This window comes from Sphingomonas sp. AOB5, from assembly GCF_029433115.1.
GTDB lineage: Bacteria > Pseudomonadota > Alphaproteobacteria > Sphingomonadales > Sphingomonadaceae > Sphingomonas.
In genome coordinates this window covers 1-15,241 of sequence record NZ_JARNTV010000072.1, presented here as the reverse complement: position 1 = coordinate 15,241, position 15,241 = coordinate 1, and the positions used below count along the sequence as shown (strand labels likewise).

General features: G+C 67.0%; 21 protein-coding genes, 1 pseudogene and 1 riboswitch. Of the genes and pseudogenes, 6 read left to right on the top strand and 16 right to left on the bottom strand.

All coding sequences use genetic code 11. From position 1 onward, the window contains the following. From P1X14_RS19315 to P1X14_RS19295, 5 genes are all read right to left on the bottom strand, one after another. On the bottom strand, positions 1 to 422 hold a 422-nt coding region (locus P1X14_RS19315), incomplete at its 3' end, for a hypothetical protein (protein WP_277317052.1). A 27-nt stretch (positions 423 to 449) separates the two neighbouring features. Beyond that, positions 450 to 1,244: a hypothetical protein gene (locus P1X14_RS19310; protein ID WP_277317051.1), complete on the bottom strand. Its 795-nt coding sequence runs from the start codon at positions 1,242 to 1,244 to the stop codon at positions 450 to 452. Continuing rightward, on the bottom strand, positions 1,244 to 1,510 hold the full coding sequence (locus P1X14_RS19305; RefSeq protein WP_277317050.1) for a hypothetical protein: 267 nt from the start codon (positions 1,508 to 1,510) through the stop codon (positions 1,244 to 1,246). The genes P1X14_RS19310 and P1X14_RS19305 overlap by 1 nt, the downstream gene beginning before the upstream one ends. Before the next feature lie 53 nt (positions 1,511 to 1,563). Beyond that, on the bottom strand, positions 1,564 to 2,619 hold the full coding sequence (locus P1X14_RS19300; protein ID WP_277317049.1) for a phage major capsid protein: 1,056 nt from the start codon (positions 2,617 to 2,619) through the stop codon (positions 1,564 to 1,566). 125 nt (positions 2,620 to 2,744) lie between these two features. Continuing rightward, entirely contained in the window at positions 2,745 to 3,287 is a 543-nt protein-coding gene (locus P1X14_RS19295; protein WP_277317048.1) for a hypothetical protein, read from the bottom strand. 133 nt (positions 3,288 to 3,420) lie between these two features. On the opposite strand from P1X14_RS19295, the gene P1X14_RS19290 reads away from it, so the two are divergent. From P1X14_RS19290 to P1X14_RS19280, 3 genes are read left to right on the top strand one after another with little or no spacing between them, the layout of a single operon-like run. Continuing rightward, a complete protein-coding gene (locus P1X14_RS19290) occupies positions 3,421 to 3,987 on the top strand; it encodes a hypothetical protein (protein ID WP_277317047.1) in 567 nt (188 codons plus the stop codon). Beyond that, positions 3,984 to 4,568, top strand: coding sequence for a hypothetical protein (locus P1X14_RS19285; RefSeq protein ID WP_277317046.1), 585 nt, complete (start codon positions 3,984 to 3,986; stop codon positions 4,566 to 4,568). Before P1X14_RS19290 ends, P1X14_RS19285 begins: the two co-directional genes overlap by 4 nt. Next, complete coding sequence (locus P1X14_RS19280; RefSeq protein WP_277317045.1) at positions 4,565 to 5,140, top strand: hypothetical protein; 576 nt, start codon at positions 4,565 to 4,567, stop codon at positions 5,138 to 5,140. Before P1X14_RS19285 ends, P1X14_RS19280 begins: the two co-directional genes overlap by 4 nt. Before the next feature lie 4 nt (positions 5,141 to 5,144). On the opposite strand, the gene P1X14_RS19275 is transcribed toward P1X14_RS19280, so the two are convergent. Genes P1X14_RS19275 through P1X14_RS19260 form a run of 4 tightly spaced genes read right to left on the bottom strand, consistent with a single transcriptional unit; the run spans position 5,145 to position 7,210 of the window. Further along, a complete protein-coding gene (locus P1X14_RS19275; RefSeq protein WP_277317044.1) occupies positions 5,145 to 5,351 on the bottom strand; it encodes a cold-shock protein in 207 nt (68 codons plus the stop codon). Positions 5,352 to 5,382: 31 nt separating this feature from the next. Beyond that, entirely contained in the window at positions 5,383 to 5,787 is a 405-nt protein-coding gene (locus P1X14_RS19270; protein ID WP_277317043.1) for an HK97 family phage prohead protease, read from the bottom strand. Beyond that, positions 5,784 to 6,092 (bottom strand): DUF6127 family protein, encoded by a 309-nt coding sequence (locus P1X14_RS19265; protein ID WP_277317042.1) that lies wholly within the window; start codon positions 6,090 to 6,092, stop codon positions 5,784 to 5,786. Before P1X14_RS19265 ends, P1X14_RS19270 begins: the two co-directional genes overlap by 4 nt. After that, on the bottom strand, positions 6,089 to 7,210 hold the full coding sequence (locus P1X14_RS19260) for a phage portal protein (RefSeq protein ID WP_277317041.1): 1,122 nt from the start codon (positions 7,208 to 7,210) through the stop codon (positions 6,089 to 6,091). Before P1X14_RS19260 ends, P1X14_RS19265 begins: the two co-directional genes overlap by 4 nt. A gap of 83 nt (positions 7,211 to 7,293) precedes the next feature. Between P1X14_RS19260 and P1X14_RS19255 the strand changes: the two genes are divergently transcribed. Then, positions 7,294 to 8,175, top strand: coding sequence for a hypothetical protein (locus tag P1X14_RS19255; RefSeq protein ID WP_277317040.1), 882 nt, complete (start codon positions 7,294 to 7,296; stop codon positions 8,173 to 8,175). Here the strand turns inward: P1X14_RS19255 and P1X14_RS19250 are convergent. Beyond that, on the bottom strand, positions 8,172 to 8,843 hold the full coding sequence (locus P1X14_RS19250) for a spermidine synthase (RefSeq protein WP_277317039.1): 672 nt from the start codon (positions 8,841 to 8,843) through the stop codon (positions 8,172 to 8,174). The two genes, P1X14_RS19255 and P1X14_RS19250, sit on opposite strands and share 4 nt — an antisense overlap. Before the next feature lie 47 nt (positions 8,844 to 8,890). On the opposite strand from P1X14_RS19250, the gene P1X14_RS19245 reads away from it, so the two are divergent. Beyond that, positions 8,891 to 9,295 (top strand): hypothetical protein, encoded by a 405-nt coding sequence (locus P1X14_RS19245; RefSeq protein ID WP_277317038.1) that lies wholly within the window; start codon positions 8,891 to 8,893, stop codon positions 9,293 to 9,295. Between the two features lie 3 nt (positions 9,296 to 9,298). On the opposite strand, the gene P1X14_RS19240 is transcribed toward P1X14_RS19245, so the two are convergent. From P1X14_RS19240 to P1X14_RS19220, 5 genes are all read right to left on the bottom strand, one after another. Beyond that, positions 9,299 to 10,057 carry a hypothetical protein gene (locus P1X14_RS19240; protein WP_277317037.1) on the bottom strand — a complete coding sequence of 253 codons (759 nt, stop codon included), beginning with the start codon at positions 10,055 to 10,057 and terminating at the stop codon, positions 9,299 to 9,301. Between the two features lie 71 nt (positions 10,058 to 10,128). After that, positions 10,129 to 11,439, bottom strand: a complete 1,311-nt coding sequence (locus P1X14_RS19235) for a terminase family protein (protein ID WP_277317036.1) — start codon at positions 11,437 to 11,439, stop codon at positions 10,129 to 10,131. Then, entirely contained in the window at positions 11,436 to 11,873 is a 438-nt protein-coding gene (locus P1X14_RS19230; RefSeq protein ID WP_277317035.1) for a hypothetical protein, read from the bottom strand. Before P1X14_RS19230 ends, P1X14_RS19235 begins: the two co-directional genes overlap by 4 nt. Positions 11,874 to 12,034: 161 nt before the next feature. Beyond that, positions 12,035 to 12,508, bottom strand: coding sequence for an NUDIX domain-containing protein (locus P1X14_RS19225; RefSeq protein ID WP_277317034.1), 474 nt, complete (start codon positions 12,506 to 12,508; stop codon positions 12,035 to 12,037). 45 nt (positions 12,509 to 12,553) lie between these two features. Beyond that, positions 12,554 to 14,092 (bottom strand): family 43 glycosylhydrolase, encoded by a 1,539-nt coding sequence (locus P1X14_RS19220; RefSeq protein WP_277317053.1) that lies wholly within the window; start codon positions 14,090 to 14,092, stop codon positions 12,554 to 12,556. Between the two features lie 165 nt (positions 14,093 to 14,257). After that, positions 14,258 to 14,338, top strand: a riboswitch (ZMP/ZTP riboswitch). 17 nt (positions 14,339 to 14,355) lie between these two features. Between P1X14_RS19220 and P1X14_RS19215 the strand changes: the two genes are divergently transcribed. Continuing rightward, positions 14,356 to 15,048: a DJ-1/PfpI family protein gene (locus P1X14_RS19215; protein ID WP_277317033.1), complete on the top strand. Its 693-nt coding sequence runs from the start codon at positions 14,356 to 14,358 to the stop codon at positions 15,046 to 15,048. On the opposite strand, the pseudogene P1X14_RS19210 reads toward P1X14_RS19215, so the two are convergent. Next, positions 15,045 to 15,241 (bottom strand): annotated as a pseudogene (locus P1X14_RS19210) (hypothetical protein); the annotation flags it as partial. The gene P1X14_RS19215 and the pseudogene P1X14_RS19210 overlap by 4 nt on opposite strands.

Below are 15,241 nucleotides of genomic sequence, written 5' to 3'. Positions count from 1 at the left end.
GCAAGAGGCGGCGGCAGGTCGCCCCAGCCTGCCGCCGCCCCGGCGCTCAGGGTCACGCGGACTCGGCCCGCGCTTCCCGGCGCTGTCACGCGCACCCATCCCTGCCCTTCGGCGTCGATATCGATCGCATAGCCATCCACAGGCAGCGCGAACGCCGATCCTTCCGCGGGTAGCCCTTCCGCCGCGGTGATCGCCGTCACCGGCGCCACGCCCAGCATCTGCCAGGCCCGCGAAACCGGCAGCACGTCGCGCCATTCGCGCGCGATCCAGGCGGTCCCCGTAAACGCCTCGCCCAGCGCCAGCGCGCTCGCCGCCAGCTGCTCGATCAGCGCATCCTCGCCATCGCCTGCGATCCTCAGATATGCCTTGGCAGCCTCGCGCGCGTCCGCGATCGCCGCCGGCGGAAAAGCCGGTGCGTCCATCATTATTCCCCTGTTCGATTTTCCGGCTCAGCCCGCCCCGATCGCCGTCATGTACGCCGCCAGCGCACCATAGAGCGCGCCCATCTCGCCCGCGCTCAACTGCCCGCCCCAGCACGCCGCCTGCACGCGCCGGGTGGTGTGCGCACTTGCCGCAGGCCCGGCGATGCTCTGCGCCAGGATATAGAAGGGCAGCGAAAGCAACGCGTTACTCGCCTGTACGATCGACGTCGGCGTCCCACCGTTTCGAACTGCTGAATAGGCTGCGGAACCATTTCGCACCCAGCAGGTCCATCCGATCGAGGTCGCCGGACTAAGCGCCAGCTCGTCCGCCGAGCCGATATTCGCATAAATCCGAGCCGCTGCGACCGAGGCCCGTCGCGCATTGATCCCCGCACGCGCGGTGCCCAGATCGAACTGCATGCTGTTGGCCACATCGGTGCCGGTCCACACGCTCATATGCGCGTCGTTCTGCGCGAACTTTCCGCCCGCCGTCACCGGATTGAACCCGCTGTCGAGATAGGCCGCGCTTCCGTCACCGGTATAGCCCCGATCGACGGTAAACGCCGGCACACCCGACACGCTCAACCCATAGCTCGACGATATCCAGTTGAGCCGTGCCGCCTGCGCATCATGCGCCGCCAGCAGATATAGCGCATCCAGCTTCGCCCAAACGCCCGCCGTCTTCAGCGCCCGCACCAGCGTGTCGATCACGCCAACCCGCGCTCCGTCCGGCGCCACGCTCATCCGCGCGATCAGCGCCACTGCCGCCGGATCCGCTCCGCCCCGCCGCCCCGCGACTTCGGGGATCGACAGCCCCAGCATCAGTATAGCGCCAGCAGGTCGGCCGCAGTCGTGCCCGTCGCCCGCACATATTGCGCGCGGAACGGCAACAGGCTGCCGCTCGGCACATTCTTCCACAGCTGGTCCGACGCGCCGTTCACCCCGCGCATCGTGATATTGCCGCCGGTACCGACGAACAGCGCCTTGGGAATATCCGTCAGCGCATTGCCGTCATGCGGCGTGATCGCGACCGCCCGGGTCGCTGGTGCCGAAACCTGGTCGGCATGATTCGAGAACTGGTCTGCCATGTCATTCCCCCAAAGCCTCCCCGGAGTCACCCTCCGGGGAGGGTTGCGCCGTTTCAGCTCGCCGAGAACTTCAGCAGCTTGATCGCCTCGCTGTTGCTTACCATCCCGCCCACGCGCTTGGTCGCGTAGAAATGAACGTACGGCTTGTTCGAGTAAGGATCGCGCAGCACCTGCGTCTCGCCGCGCTCGGCGATCAGATAGCCCGCCCGGAAATTGCCGAACGCGATCGACAGCGAGTTCGCCGCGATGTCCGGCATATCCTCGGCCTCGATCACCGGATAGCCCAGCAACGTCGCCGGCTGCCCCGCGGCCAGAGACGGCGCCCACAGAAACTCGCCCGCGCTCGTCTTGAACTTGCGGATCTTCGCCAGCGTCGCCGAATTCATGACCCAGCTCGCCCCTTGCCGGTAGGGGCTGCGCAGCGTCTGGACCAGGTCGATGAGCTTCTCCTCGGGGTTCGCCGCGAACGCGCCCGCCGAGCCGGTCGGCACATATTGCAGCGTCCCGAACGCACGCACCGAATCCCCGGTCGAAGCCGTCGCTGCCTGCAGAAAGCCCTTGGGCTTGTTCGTCCCGTTGCCATTGACGAACGCAGCGCCCTCGGCCGCCGCGAACTCGACCGCGATCTCGTCGGCCAGCCACGCCTCGACGTCGAACGCAGCGTCATCCAGCATCGCCTGGCTCGCCGCCGGATTGGCGAACAGTTCGCCCATCGGCGGCGCGACTTCGTGGAACACCGGCGTATCGGTCTCGGCCCGCGCGCCGGTCTCGGCCGCCCAGCCCGAAGGCGTCGCGCCGCTGCTCGTCACCAGCTTGCGATATCCGGCCGAACCGACCTGCACCACATTGGCGATGGCACGGATCGGCGAGACCGCCTTCAGCGCCCGGTCGATCATCGCATCCAGCTCACGCGGCACCGCGAGGCCACCTGCCCCGTCGCTGGCGCCGGTAAATGCCTTCATCTCCACGCCCCCGCCGCTGCGCAGGAACGTCTCGAACCCCTCGCCCGAAGGGCTGCCGCCCGCCAGCATCGGCCGCGCCGCCGGTACGCCCGCCTTCTCCACCGCCTCGAAACTCGACTCGAGACTGTCCGCCTTCACTTCGATCATGTCATTCTCCCCACACGCAAAAAGCCCTTCCCGGGCACATCCCGGGAAGGGCACCGTCCGCACGACGGTGGAGAGCGCCGCCACAAGCGGCGCCCGCATTTCAGATTGTCAGCAGCGGCAGCCCGTCATTCGATCGTCAGATCGACCAACTCGAACCGCCCGCCCGAACAGGACAGCGCCAGCACGCCCTGCCGCATCGCCGGGGTTACCAGCGTCACCGTGTCGTAATCCCTGGTGCCGCGCTCACGGATGCTCAGCACCGTCTTCCCGTCAGTGCCGCTGGCCAGCTCGAACTCGAATTCGCTGCCGCTCGCCAGGCCTGTCCCGGATTCACCCGTCAGCTTGCCCTCGCGAAATTCGCGAATGCGCGTGAAGAACAGCACCGAAGTCGTGATCTGCCCGCCGATCGGCGGCGACCCGTTGTTGAGCGCGAAGACGATCTCCCGGCCCTTGCCGTCGGACAGCAGGAAACCAACCTTCGGCTGTCCCTCGACGATGCCGGTGTAGCGCAGCACGCCACGCATCTGCCGGAACGGTCCCTCGCGCACCGCGACCCTGCCAAAGGCATCATTGCTGGCGGACTCGCAAACAAGCGGCCCCACTTGCGCCGCCGCACTGCCCGCGCCGGCAAGGAGTACTGCCACCGCCGCTCCCAGAATCCCGCGCATTCCGATTCCCCCTTCGGTACCAACCTGCCCGCGCCGCCAACCTAGGCAAGAACAAAACTGTTGAGCGCCGCCTTCCGACCCGCCAGACTTCGCAAAACGCGGGGGGCACGCAATCTCTCAGTTCGAATTCTTCATGGCCTTTTACGGCGTGCTGCTGGGCCTCGGCGTTGCCGAGCTGCTCAATGGCTTCGCCAATCTGCTGCGGGAGAAGAACCCGCCGAAACTCGGCTGGGTCATCCCGCTGCTCGGCCTGCTGATCCTGACCGAGATGATCGCCAATTTCGCCGATGCCTGGTCCAATTTCCGTACGCTGGAGGTCGGTCTGGTCGAATTCGTCCCGCCCGCGCTGATCGGCATCCTTTATTATGTCGCCGCAGTCACCTTGATGCCGCGTGAGCTGAACGACTGGACCTCGCTCACCGACTATTTCTACCGCCGCCGCCGCTGGATCGTCGGCAGCCTGATCTGCGCCAATCTCCTCGTCATCGCGGTCAGCGCGCCGCGCCTCCTTCCCTATGTGATCGCGGCGGGCACGCGAGGCATCACCGTCTATATCGTCGCGCAATTCTGGCTGCTGGGGGGCTATCTGGTCCTGCTGTTCGCCAACCGGCCGCGCGTGTCGCTTCCGGCGATCGCGCTGCTGTTGCTCTATTACCTCGTCAACTACGGCCCCTACACCCTGGCCAACCTGCTGAAATGAGCCAGTTCGAATTCTTCATGGTCTTTTACGGCCTGCTGATCGGCCTCGGCGTGGCCGAGCTGTTGCTCGGCTTCATGAACCTGCTGCGCCACCGGACCCGGCCGAAATTGGGCCTCTACACGCCGTTGCTCGGTCTGCTGGTCTTCCTCCAGCTGATGGCGCTGTTCATCGATGCCTGGCTCAATCTGCGCGACGTTCAGATTTCGATGACCGGGCTGGCGGTACCGACGCTGATCGGCGTGTTCGTGTTCGCCGCCGCGGTGCTGGTCGTCCCGCGGGATACCGAGGAATGGCAAAACCTCGACGATTATTTCCTGCTCAACCGACGCTGGACGATCGGGCTGCTGATCGCGGCCAACCTGCTGATCATGGTGCATGAGATCGTCCGGCTCCCCGCCGCGAATCTGCCAACCTATACGATCGTCAACCTGTTCGGCTTCACCCTTTTGGGCATCGCAATGCTGGCACGCAACCGGATCACGATTGCGCTGAGCCTGGGAGCGATGATCCTGCTCTATCTCAGCCTGTATAGCGGAAAGAACCTGACGCTTTTCCGCCTGGTGAATTGGCTGCTCGCATGAGCCAGTTCGAATTCTTCATGATCTTCTTCGGCCTGCTGCTCGGCATGGCCGTGGCCGAGCTGTTCGTCGGCTTCGCGCAACTGCTCCGTGCAAAGGTCCGCCCGCGCTGGGGCCTGCTCACCCCGCTGGGCAGCGCCATCCTGCTGATCTTCGTGATGATGACGTTCCTCGATTCGTGGAACAAGTTCCAGACGGTCCCGCTCACCCTCGGCTCGATCACCCTCTTCTGCATGGTCGGCATCGTCTATTTCGTCGCCGCAGTGGTCGCATTCCCGCGCGATGCTGCCGACTGGCCCGATCTCGACGTTTATTTCCTCGCGCACCGCCGCTGGATCGCCGGCGCGCCGATCGCCGCCGGGCTGATCCTGATGGTCTTCGAGATCCCCGCCGTGCTGGGCGGCGCCACCGCCGCACGGATCGCGATCTATATCTTCCAGAATGTCGTGATCTTCGGCCTGCTGACCGGCGTGGTCCTTTCGAACCGCCGTCGGCTCAGCGCCGCGATGATGGCCGTGCTGATCCTGTTCCTTTACGGAATCGCGGGCACCTTCCCGCTACCCTGGATCAGCTGAAAGCCTATTCCCCCGCGGTGATGTTCGATGCCTGCTTGCCCTTCGGCCCGGTGGTCACTTCGAACGCCACGCGCTGTCCTTCGCGCAACGTCTTGAAGCCCTCCATGCTGATCGCCGAGAAATGCGCGAACAGATCCTCGCCGCCATCGTCCGGCGTGATGAATCCGAAGCCCTTCGAATCGTTGAACCACTTCACCACGCCCGTCGCCATCGTCCCCGCCTTTTTTGTTTCGACATCGTAACTAACTGTTTTCCGGACCGGACGCCATCCCGCCCGCATCCACCGCGTGGACCCGCGCCAGCGGCTGCATCGGCGATGCGACCAGGCTGACTTCCATCAGCTCGACCGCCAGCAATTCGCGATGCCGCCCGCGCCGCACCCGCTGCACCCGGTATCCGAACGACAGCCCGTTGATTGCGCCCGCCGCCACCAGCCTCGCCAGCTTCGGCTCGGTCACCGCACCAGTCACGCGCAGCCCGCGCGCATCCTCCTCGATCCGCTCGATCGCGCCGACCGGCGAACCTCCATGCTGCCAAAGCAGCGGCACACCCCGCGCGCCCAGGAACGCCCCGCGCCGCACCACATCGCCGCCGCGATCGGGCACGTCGAACACCGAGGCATAGCCCGCGAACCGCACCCGGCTCACTTGACCCATCCCCAAAACCCCAGCTTCACCGCCAGCCCCACCAGCAGGGTCGCCAGCATCAGCCGCACGCCCCAGGCCAACACTTCCTTCACCACCGATCGCTTGGCGTCGCGCCACGCCGCCAGCAATTCGCGCAGCTCGGCCATGTCCTTGCCCGCGCCGACATCGGCCAGCCCCAGCCTTGCCAGCGCCCGCCCCGCGCCCAGCTCGCCCGCTTCCTCGGCGATCGCGCGCAGCGTGGCGATCTCCGCGCCTTCGCTCGCCGCCTGCCCGATCAGCTGGGCCAGCACCGCCTCGTCGCTCATGACACCCTCGCTTGCGAAAGGCCCACCATCGCGCGCTTCTCCGCGTCGCTCAGGAAATCCGCCGCGCTCACCTGCCGCCACAGCCGCTCGCGGTCCTCGGCCAACGCCGTCACCCGGTCGAGATCGACCCGCAGCCACGCCTCGGAAAACCAGCCCGCCAGCCCCTGCGCGAGTCCCGTCAGGATCGTCTCCGCCAGCGGCAGGATCGCCAGCCGCCACAGCGCGCGATTGGCCTCGCGATAATTGGCGTAACTATTATCCCCGGGCAGCCCGATCAGCATCGCCGGCACGCCGAACGCCAGCGCAATCTCGCGCGCCGCCGCGGCCTTCAGCCCCACGAAATCCATGTCCGCCGGGGTCAGGCTCATCGCCTGCCATTTCAGGCCGCCTTCCAGCAGCATCGGCCGCCCGGCATTGGCCGCGCCTGCGAACCCGGCTTCCATCTCGCTCTTCACCCGCGCGAACTGGTCGGGCGACAGCGCCGATCCGTCGCCCGAATCGAACACCAGCGCCCCGCTCGGCCGCGCCGCATTGTCGAGCAGCGCCTTGTTCCATCGCGTCGCGCTGTTGTGGATCGCCACTGCCCCTGCGGCAGCGCCCAGGCACCCCAGCCCATAATGGTCGTCGACCGGGTTGAACGCCTTGAGATGCACCACCGCCGGACGCCCACCGGCATCTTCCGCCGCCAGCCGCGTCACGTGCTCGCCGACCCGGTATCGATACGCCACCGGCCATCCGTTCGCGTCCGGCTCCACGCTCACCCGCTCGGGCCGCAGCGCATAGAGCTCGGTCACCGCGCCCTCGCTGTCGCACAGCAGCTGCACATAGGCATTGCCGTGCAGCAGCAGCTGCGCCGCCACCGTCTCGATCAGCCCCTGCCCGCCGCTCCGCGCCGTCACCAGCGCCAGCAGCGCCGGATCGGACGCGCTCAGCGGTGCGCCGCCGGCACCTTCGCTCAACAGCTTCACCGCGCGCTGCGCCACCGGGTTCGCCAGATAGGCATCGCGCAGCTGCGCCTCATAACTGCGCGGCCATTCGCCGAACGCCATCCCCGAACCCGCACGCGACAAGGCCGGACGCGATCCCTCGCGCCCGGCCTTCCGACCGAACCATTTCATCTGCCCGCCTCCAACCGCTCGCGACCTATTGCGCCGCAGCAAAAATCATGTTGTTCCAGTGCCTCCGGGAAGGGAGTTCACACATGCGTCTCATCACCGCCGCGCTCGCGGCCGTTCTGCTCACGCCAGCGACGGCCCATGCCCAGGATGAATATGCAGCGCTCCAGTCGCGCATCAAATCGATCCTCGAGGACGTACGCGTACCGCAATGGGCAGACGGCAGCGCGCGGATCGACATCACCAACACCTACAGCGTCACCGGCCGCGGCTGCTTCACCACGATCGAGACCGCGTATCCCGCGCGCACTATCCGCGGCCGGAAGGAGCCAGGCTATTTCACCACCACCGAAATCGCTTGGGGCAAGATCCAGAATCTGGGCGGCAACGCCGCGAACGACATCATCCTCTACACCGCGCCGAACGAGACGCCCCGCTCCTTCTACGCCGGCTCGCGCTACGACGAGCTGCGCGCCGCAATGCACCGACTCGGACGGCTCTGCGGCGGCCTCAATGCGATGCCACCCGCGCCCGCGCCCGCGCCGCGCCCCACGCCGACGCCAGCGCCAGCGCCCGTGCCACGCCCCAACGCGGTAGCCACCTCACAGGCGATACTCGCAAACGTCTTCGGCCGCACCGTCACCGGCGCCACGCTCGCGGGCCGCTATATCCCCGATCTCACCACCTATTCGACCCGCAGCCAAGGCTGCTTCACCCAGATCTTCCGCAGCCAGCGCCGCGTCCAGCTTCGCGACAGCTATTTCGCCGCCGCCAGCGACAGCAACACGGTCACCTGGTCCGAGGTCGCCTCGGTCGATCGCGGCCCGATGGCCGGCAACAGCCGCCAGCCCGATGCCGTCGCGATCCGTTGGCGCAGCGGCCGCGTCGTCAGCTATAATTTCAACAATGCGCAGGATCGCGATCAGGTCTACGACGCGATGAACGCGCTCGTCGTCGCCTGCCGTTAGCGCCTTACGCCAAACCAGATCACATGGCGCGGCCCCTTGCCGTTCTGCCGCGCCCGCACGCCCACTTCGTCCACCGCGAAGTCCGCCTCCCGCATCCGCCGCGCAAAGCGGGGATCGGGCGCGGCGGACCATACCGCCAGGATACCGCCCGGCTTCAGCGCCATCCGCGCCGCTTCCAGCCCGCGCATGCCGTACAGCCCGTCATTGCCGGCCCGGGTCAGCCCGTCCGGCCCATTGTCCACGTCCAGCAGGATCGCATCGTACGTCGCCCGTCCGCGCCGGATCACCGCGCCGACATCGTCGATCTCCACCGCCACGCGCGGATCGTCGAGGCACCCCGCGGTCAGATCGACCATCGGCCCCTTCGCCCAGTCGATGATCTTGGGCACCAGCTCGGCCACCGTCACCGCCGCATCCTTGCCCAGCACGCCCAGCGCCGCGCGCAAGGTGAAGCCCATCCCATAGCCGCCGATCAGCAGATGCGGCGCCTTCGCCCCGCCCAGCCGCTCGACCGTCATCACGGCAAGTGCTTCTTCCGACCCGCTCATCCGGCTGTTCATCAGCTCGTTGCGCTCGAGCACGATCATATGATCGCTCCCACGGCGAAACAGCCGGAGCGGCTCGCCGCCGGGGACGTCTGCAGTATCGATCAGTTCGCGCGGGGTCATGCCGACGCTCCTACGCGCACCGCACCGCCCGTGCTAGCCTCACATCCATGAAGCTCTTCGTCCTGCTCCTGCCGCTCCTCGCCCAGTCCACGCCGCGGCCCGCTTGGGAGATCGCCGATCGCTGGGAATGCAACGCCACCCAGCTCCGCATCTGCAAGGGCCCGGGCGATGCCTGCGAGCTGAGCGACAACGAAGCCCGCTTCCGCATCGATTTCACCAAGAACAAACTCCTGATCGCCGACGACCCCGATGGCGAGCGGATCACCACCCGCTATTTCTGGCCCGGCGGCTATTCCCGCGGCTTCACCAAGATCGGCCTCGAAACCGGCGACACCCTCGCGCTCGGAACCGGCCCGGTCGAGGGCAAGCCCGACACCTACGCCATGGTCATGACCCGCGCCGATCCCGGCTCGCAATACAGCTTCTTCGGCGCCTGCCGCCCGGTGAAATAGCCCTTACAGCGGCGAGCAATTCCGGAGCGGCTTTTCGCTCGCCCGCCGCGCGTCATAGCTCTCGGGATAGACTTGCCCGGTCAGCTTGGCCTGCGTCTCCGCCACGAACGCAGCCGGGTCCACCCGCGTCGCGTCGAGCATATATTCCACGATCGTGCGGCCGCGATGATTCAGGTGGATGCGCAGCCCCTTGTGCAGGCTCCCCGCAGGATAGCTCGCATTCCAGCTCAACTCGAAATCATACAGCGTCTTGCCATAGTCGCGCCGCACCTGGGGCGCGAACGCACTCTCCACCAGCACGACCCGCGGCTGCCCCGCATAGACAATCGCCTGGAACGGCGCGGCAAGGGCCGGCGCTGTGCAGCGCGGATCCATCGGCGAACTGCCATTACTGTAACAGCTCACCCCATCCATGTCCGGCCGGAACTGCCCCGAGAATGAGAAGCGCTCGAGCGTCGCCGGCCCGCCGTCGCGCGACCCGCGCGAAAAGGTCAGCGTCGCGTCGCTCGACTTGTATCCGGGCATCAGGATCGTACCGCGCTGCGACCGCGACACGCTGCCATAGGGCGACCCTACAGGCTGCAATTTCCCGGCGACGATATTGTAGCGCTGCTCGTAGAAGTAGGTCTTCTCGCCGAACACCTGGTGCCAGCATTTGACCTGCTTCGGCGCAGCGCCGCCCGCTGGTGTGGCCAGTACCGTCCCGATCCCTGCCACGATCAGCGCACGACGTCCGAACCTGCTCCGCCGGCGATCCATCATGTTCCCTTTTCCGATGCTTGCGCGTCATTCCTATCGCAAACGCCATCTGCGTAAAACCGAAGCCTTCCGCCTCACACCACCCGAACCCGCGCCTCGCGCTTCTTCCCCAGCATCAGCGCGGTCACTGCCCATACCAGCGCATCGGCCCGGTCCGGCGAGCGGCCCGGCCCGTCATAGCCGCCACCGATCACCAGCCCGCACAGTTCGTCCTCCAGCCCGGGCCAGGCGCCCGCATGCCGTACCTTGCCCGCCTCGTAGAGCAGCGACACCGGCTCGGCCCGCGCGCTCTTGCCGCGGCTCGCGCTCACCAACGTCACCGGCAGGCCCGCATCGGCTGCCTTAAGGGTCGAGGCCACCATGTCGCCACCCTGATTTTTCTCCGCGATCACCCGGTCCGCGCCATGCCGCGCCGCGCACGCCGCCACGGCCTGCGCCCAACGCTCGGGCGTGGCGCCCTGAACGCTCGCATCCTCGATCACATAACCGGTCCCGTCCCGGCCCAGCCCGACCGCCACGATCCCGCACGCGTCGCCGCCCACGCTCACCGGCGGATCGACCCCGATCACCACCCGCACCAGCCCGGGTGCTTCGTCGACCCGGCACCGCTCGATCGTCTCGCGGGTCCACAGCGCGCCCTCGACATCCTCGATCAGCTCGCCGTCCAGCTCCTGCCGCCCCAGCCGCGTGCCGGCATATTCGTCGGTCATCGCTTCGACGAAGCTGCGCGGCAGATGCGGGTTCTCCGCCGTTCGCCCCTGCGTCTCGATAAGCCCGCGCATCCGAATCACCTTGCGCATCAGCGGCACCGGCTTGGGCGTGGTCGTCACCACGATCCGCGCATCCTCGCGTCCGCGCAGCGTCATCATCAGATTGTCCCACGCCTCCTCGCCGCGCCATTTGGCCAGCTCGTCGCACCAGGCGGCATCATGCTCCGGCCCGCGCAGCTTCTCCGCTGCTGCCGCCGAGTAGACGAACGCGCGCGCGCCGCTCGGAAACTCGATCTCGCCCGAACTCGCATGCCACATCGGCGCCTCGTCCGCGCGCGCCACCGCCAGCAGCCCGCTCGCACCCTTCACCATCACCCGCCGTACATCCTCCAGCGTCGCGCCGACCAGCGCGATCCGCGCGCCGGGCTGATCGCGCGCATATTGGCTGACCCATTCGGCGCCCGCCCGCGTCTTGCCGAAGCCGCGGCCCGCCCGGATCATCCACACGCGCCAGTCGCCCGCCGGCGCGATCTGCCCGGCATGCGCCCATAGCCACCAGCGCTCGACCAGCTCGCGCTTGTGCGGGGCGCCCAGCCCCCGGATCACCCGCGCACGCTCTTCCGGCGTGCAGGCGATCAACCGCTCGATCAGCCGGTCCCGCGCTACCGCGGTCAACCGGCCGCCTCGCGCCGCTGCCGCTCGATCGCGTCCAGCCGCGCCAGCAGCACCTTGTCGGTCTCTTCGCTGGTCACCCGCTTCAGCGGCGTGCCGCCCTTATGCGGCTTGCCCAGCATCGCGTTGCGATGTGCGGTCAGCAGCTTCAGCGCCACGTCCACTGCGACCGGACCCGCGCCATCCTCGATCGTATCGCCCGCGCCGCCGCGCAGCGCATGGCCGACCAGTTCGGTCTCCAGCAGGTCATAGCCCGCACGCAGTGCTTCCAGCCATTCGCCCGCGAACCGCGCATCGCGCCGCCGCAGCGCATAGACGCTGGTGGGATCGATCCCCGCCGCGCGGGCCGAAGCCCGCACGTTGCAGGTGCCCGCCAGCTGATCCAGAAACACGCCCTGCACCGCGCGCGTCAGGCGCCTCTGCTTCTCCTCCGCCATGCCGCCCTCCCCCGAGGTCAGAAATCAAAAAGGGCCGGCGGTCTCGCGACCTCCAGCCCGTCCATGAGACCCTCAAGCCCCCGACTCGCAATTCTTCAGCGTTCCCGATATGTGCCAGATCAGCGTGACGATGTCAAGCAAAAATCACCCATCTGGTTAAATTACCAGATTCCGGTGCCGGTCAGCCCTTCACGATATTCCGCGATCCGCCGCCCGGTCGCGGGCGACAGCGGCTCGGGCAGCGCGTCCAGATCGAACCAGCCGACCTCGGCGATCTCCATTGCGTCCGCCTTCGCCAGCGCGGCTTCCGTGCCCGCTGGCAGCCGCACCACGAAGATCACGACATGATCGTCCTTATATTCGCGCCGGCTGTGATAGACCCCGAGCACCCGCTCGATCGCAAAGTCCGCGATCGCCACTTCCTCGTGCAGCTCGCGCGCCAGCGCCTCGTCGAACCGCTCGCCCTTCTTCACCCCGCCGCCCGGAAACGCCCATCCCGCCGCAAACGTATGCCGCACCAGCGCCACCCGGCCCTGCGAATCCAGCACCATGGCGCGCACGCCCAGCGTCCGCGACCGGGTGAAAAACCACCAGACCCGAGCGGCCTTGCCGACCATCCGATGCGCCAATGCCATGCGACCCTCCTGTATCGGGTCAGGCTAGCATCCGGCCGTTGCTGGTCACAGCGCCTTGAACGTGAAATTCCGGAACCGCGCCTTGCCCGCCCCCGCCGAATACAGCCCCGGGCGAAGCATCAGGAACCCGCCCCGCACATTGTGGTGATACCCCGAAACCTCCATCCCGCGATCAAACCGCCGCCACGTCGCCCCGCCATCGCTCGACGTGTCATAAGTCACGATATGCCGGTCGTTGGTCACCCGCATCCGCATCGACCGCCCATGCGGATTGGCCGGCCGGCCGCGCTCGATGCCGTACTGGTGCGTCACGAAGCGCTTTTCGTCGAACCCCAGCCCGCAATAGAGCTGCTTGTCATAGAACAGTACCAGCCCCGCGACGCCGCCTTCCTCGATCTCGATATCGCATTCGAACCGATACGCCTGATCGCCCGCGATCAGCAGCAACGGCGAGGAATCGACCGGCGCCTTGCCACTCGCTTCCAAAATCAGCGTGTTGCCGGAAACCGAAGCCCGCCTGGCTTCGTCCGGCCGCGGCTGGAAAAAATTCCATTTCCGCCCCAGATCCAGCGTCGCGAAATCGTCCGACAGCTTCATCCCGTGTGTCACCGCCGTCCCGCCCTTGGGCTTGGCGATCGGCTGCGACAGGTCGCCGCCCTTCATCCGGAACCAGCCGTCCTTCGTCCACTCGACCGGATCGAGCAAAGCCTGCCGCCCCAGCGTCCAGTACCCATTCTCGAAGCCGTGATAGACCGACCACCAACTCCCGTCCGGCCCCTCCACCAAAGTGGCATGCCCGCGCGACCACCATTTCTCGCGAATGTCCGTGGTCCGCACGATCGGATTGGCCGGGCAATCCTCCCAAGGCCCATGGATCGACTTCGATCGCGCCGCGATCACCATGTGCCCGGTCGGCGGACCCGCCGTGCCGCCCACTGCGGTGATCAGGTAGAAATAGCCGCCATGGCGCAGGATCTTGGGCCCCTCGGGGCTGAACCCCTCGACGATCCAGTCGCTCGGATAGCGCCACGGATCATAGACATGCTCGACCTCGCCGACGGTCTTCAGCCCATCGTCGCTCAGCCGGATCCGGTCGCCGCCGGAAAGGAACAGCCAGCGCGACCCATCCTCACCCACCGCATGGCCCGGATCGATATGGTTGGGCAGCACCAGATCGATCGGCTCGCTCCACGGACCCTCGATCTTGTCCGCCCACAACACGTAACTGGTGTTCGGAGACGCCTTGACCGGCACGTACAGATAATAGCGCGACCCCACCTTGCAGAGCTCGGGCGCCCACACCGACCCGATATTCTTCTGCAGCGCCGCGGTCACCGGCTGCCAGTTCACCAGGTCGCGCGAATGCCAGATCACCAGACCCGGGTACGAATCGAAGGTCGAGAAGGTCATGTAATAATCCGCCCCATCCTTCAGGATGGTCGGATCGGGATGGTCGCCGGCCATCAACGGATTGAGGAACTTGCCATTGCCCAGATCGGCGATGCGCTGATTGTCGAAACCGCGCTTCCAGTCGGGCACTTTGGCCGGCGCCGCTTCCGCAGTGCCGATCGCAGGAATCGTCAGGGCCGGCGCCGCCAGTCCCGCCACCAGTGCTTCGCGCCGCGTAAACTCGCTCACATGCCTCTCCCGTACTTCGGATTGTTAGCGCTACCGCCAAGCTCCGGATATGACACCGGTTACTCTATTGTCAAAAGCCGATGCGGAACGATGCAGCATACGCTATGATCGCGCCAACCGCGTGACTGGCGACTATGATGGAGCACCATCGGGAAGCGCGGGGCTGAACGCCGCATCGCCTGGGCATCTCTTGAACAAGGAGGACCCGCATGGCCGAACCCCAACTCCACATCGCCTTCCTGCTTTTCCCCAACGTCACCCAGCTCGACCTGACCGGCCCGGCCCAGGTCCTCTCCCGCCTCGGCAATGCGAAGATCGATCTGGTCGCCAAAACCCGTGATCCGGTCGATACCGACGCCCAGTTCCAGCTCCTCCCCACCGCAACCTTCGCCGATGTGCCGCGCACCGACATCCTCTGCGTCCCCGGCGGATTCGGTGTCGTGCCCGCGATGGAGGACCCCGAGACCCTCGCGTGGCTCCGTCAGGTCGCAGCCGAAGCGCAATGGGTCACCAGCGTCTGCACCGGCTCGCTCCTCCTCGCCGCCGCGGGATTGCTCAAGGGCTACAAGTCCGCCTGCCACTGGGCTTCGCGCGAGCAGCTCGCATTCTTCGGCGCCGAGCCGGTCGCCGAGCGCGTCGTATTCGATCGCAACCGCGTGTCGGGCGGCGGCGTCACCGCGGGCATCGATTTCGCGCTGGCCCTCACCGCCGCCATCCGTGGCGAGGATCATGCCAAGTTCGTCCAGCTCAGCCTGGAATATGACCCGGCCCCGCCCTTCGACAGCGGCTCCCCCGAACGCGCCGACGCGGCAACGCTCGCCCGGTACAAAGCAATGGTCGAACGCTTCGCCCCCGGCCGCGTCGAACAAGTCCGCGCGATTGCGGAGCGCCTGAAGGACTAGTTCGCCGGCATCCCGTCGATCCACTCACGCAGCAATGCAGCCCCTTCGGCATGCACCGTCGCCCGGCCCAGTTCGGGCATGGCGATCCCCGGATCGGTGCTTTCCAGCCGGTAGATCAGGATCGACCGGTCGGCATGCCCGGGCGCGATCGCGAACTCGCCGCCGCCGCTGCCGCGCCCGGCCGCCACCGGCC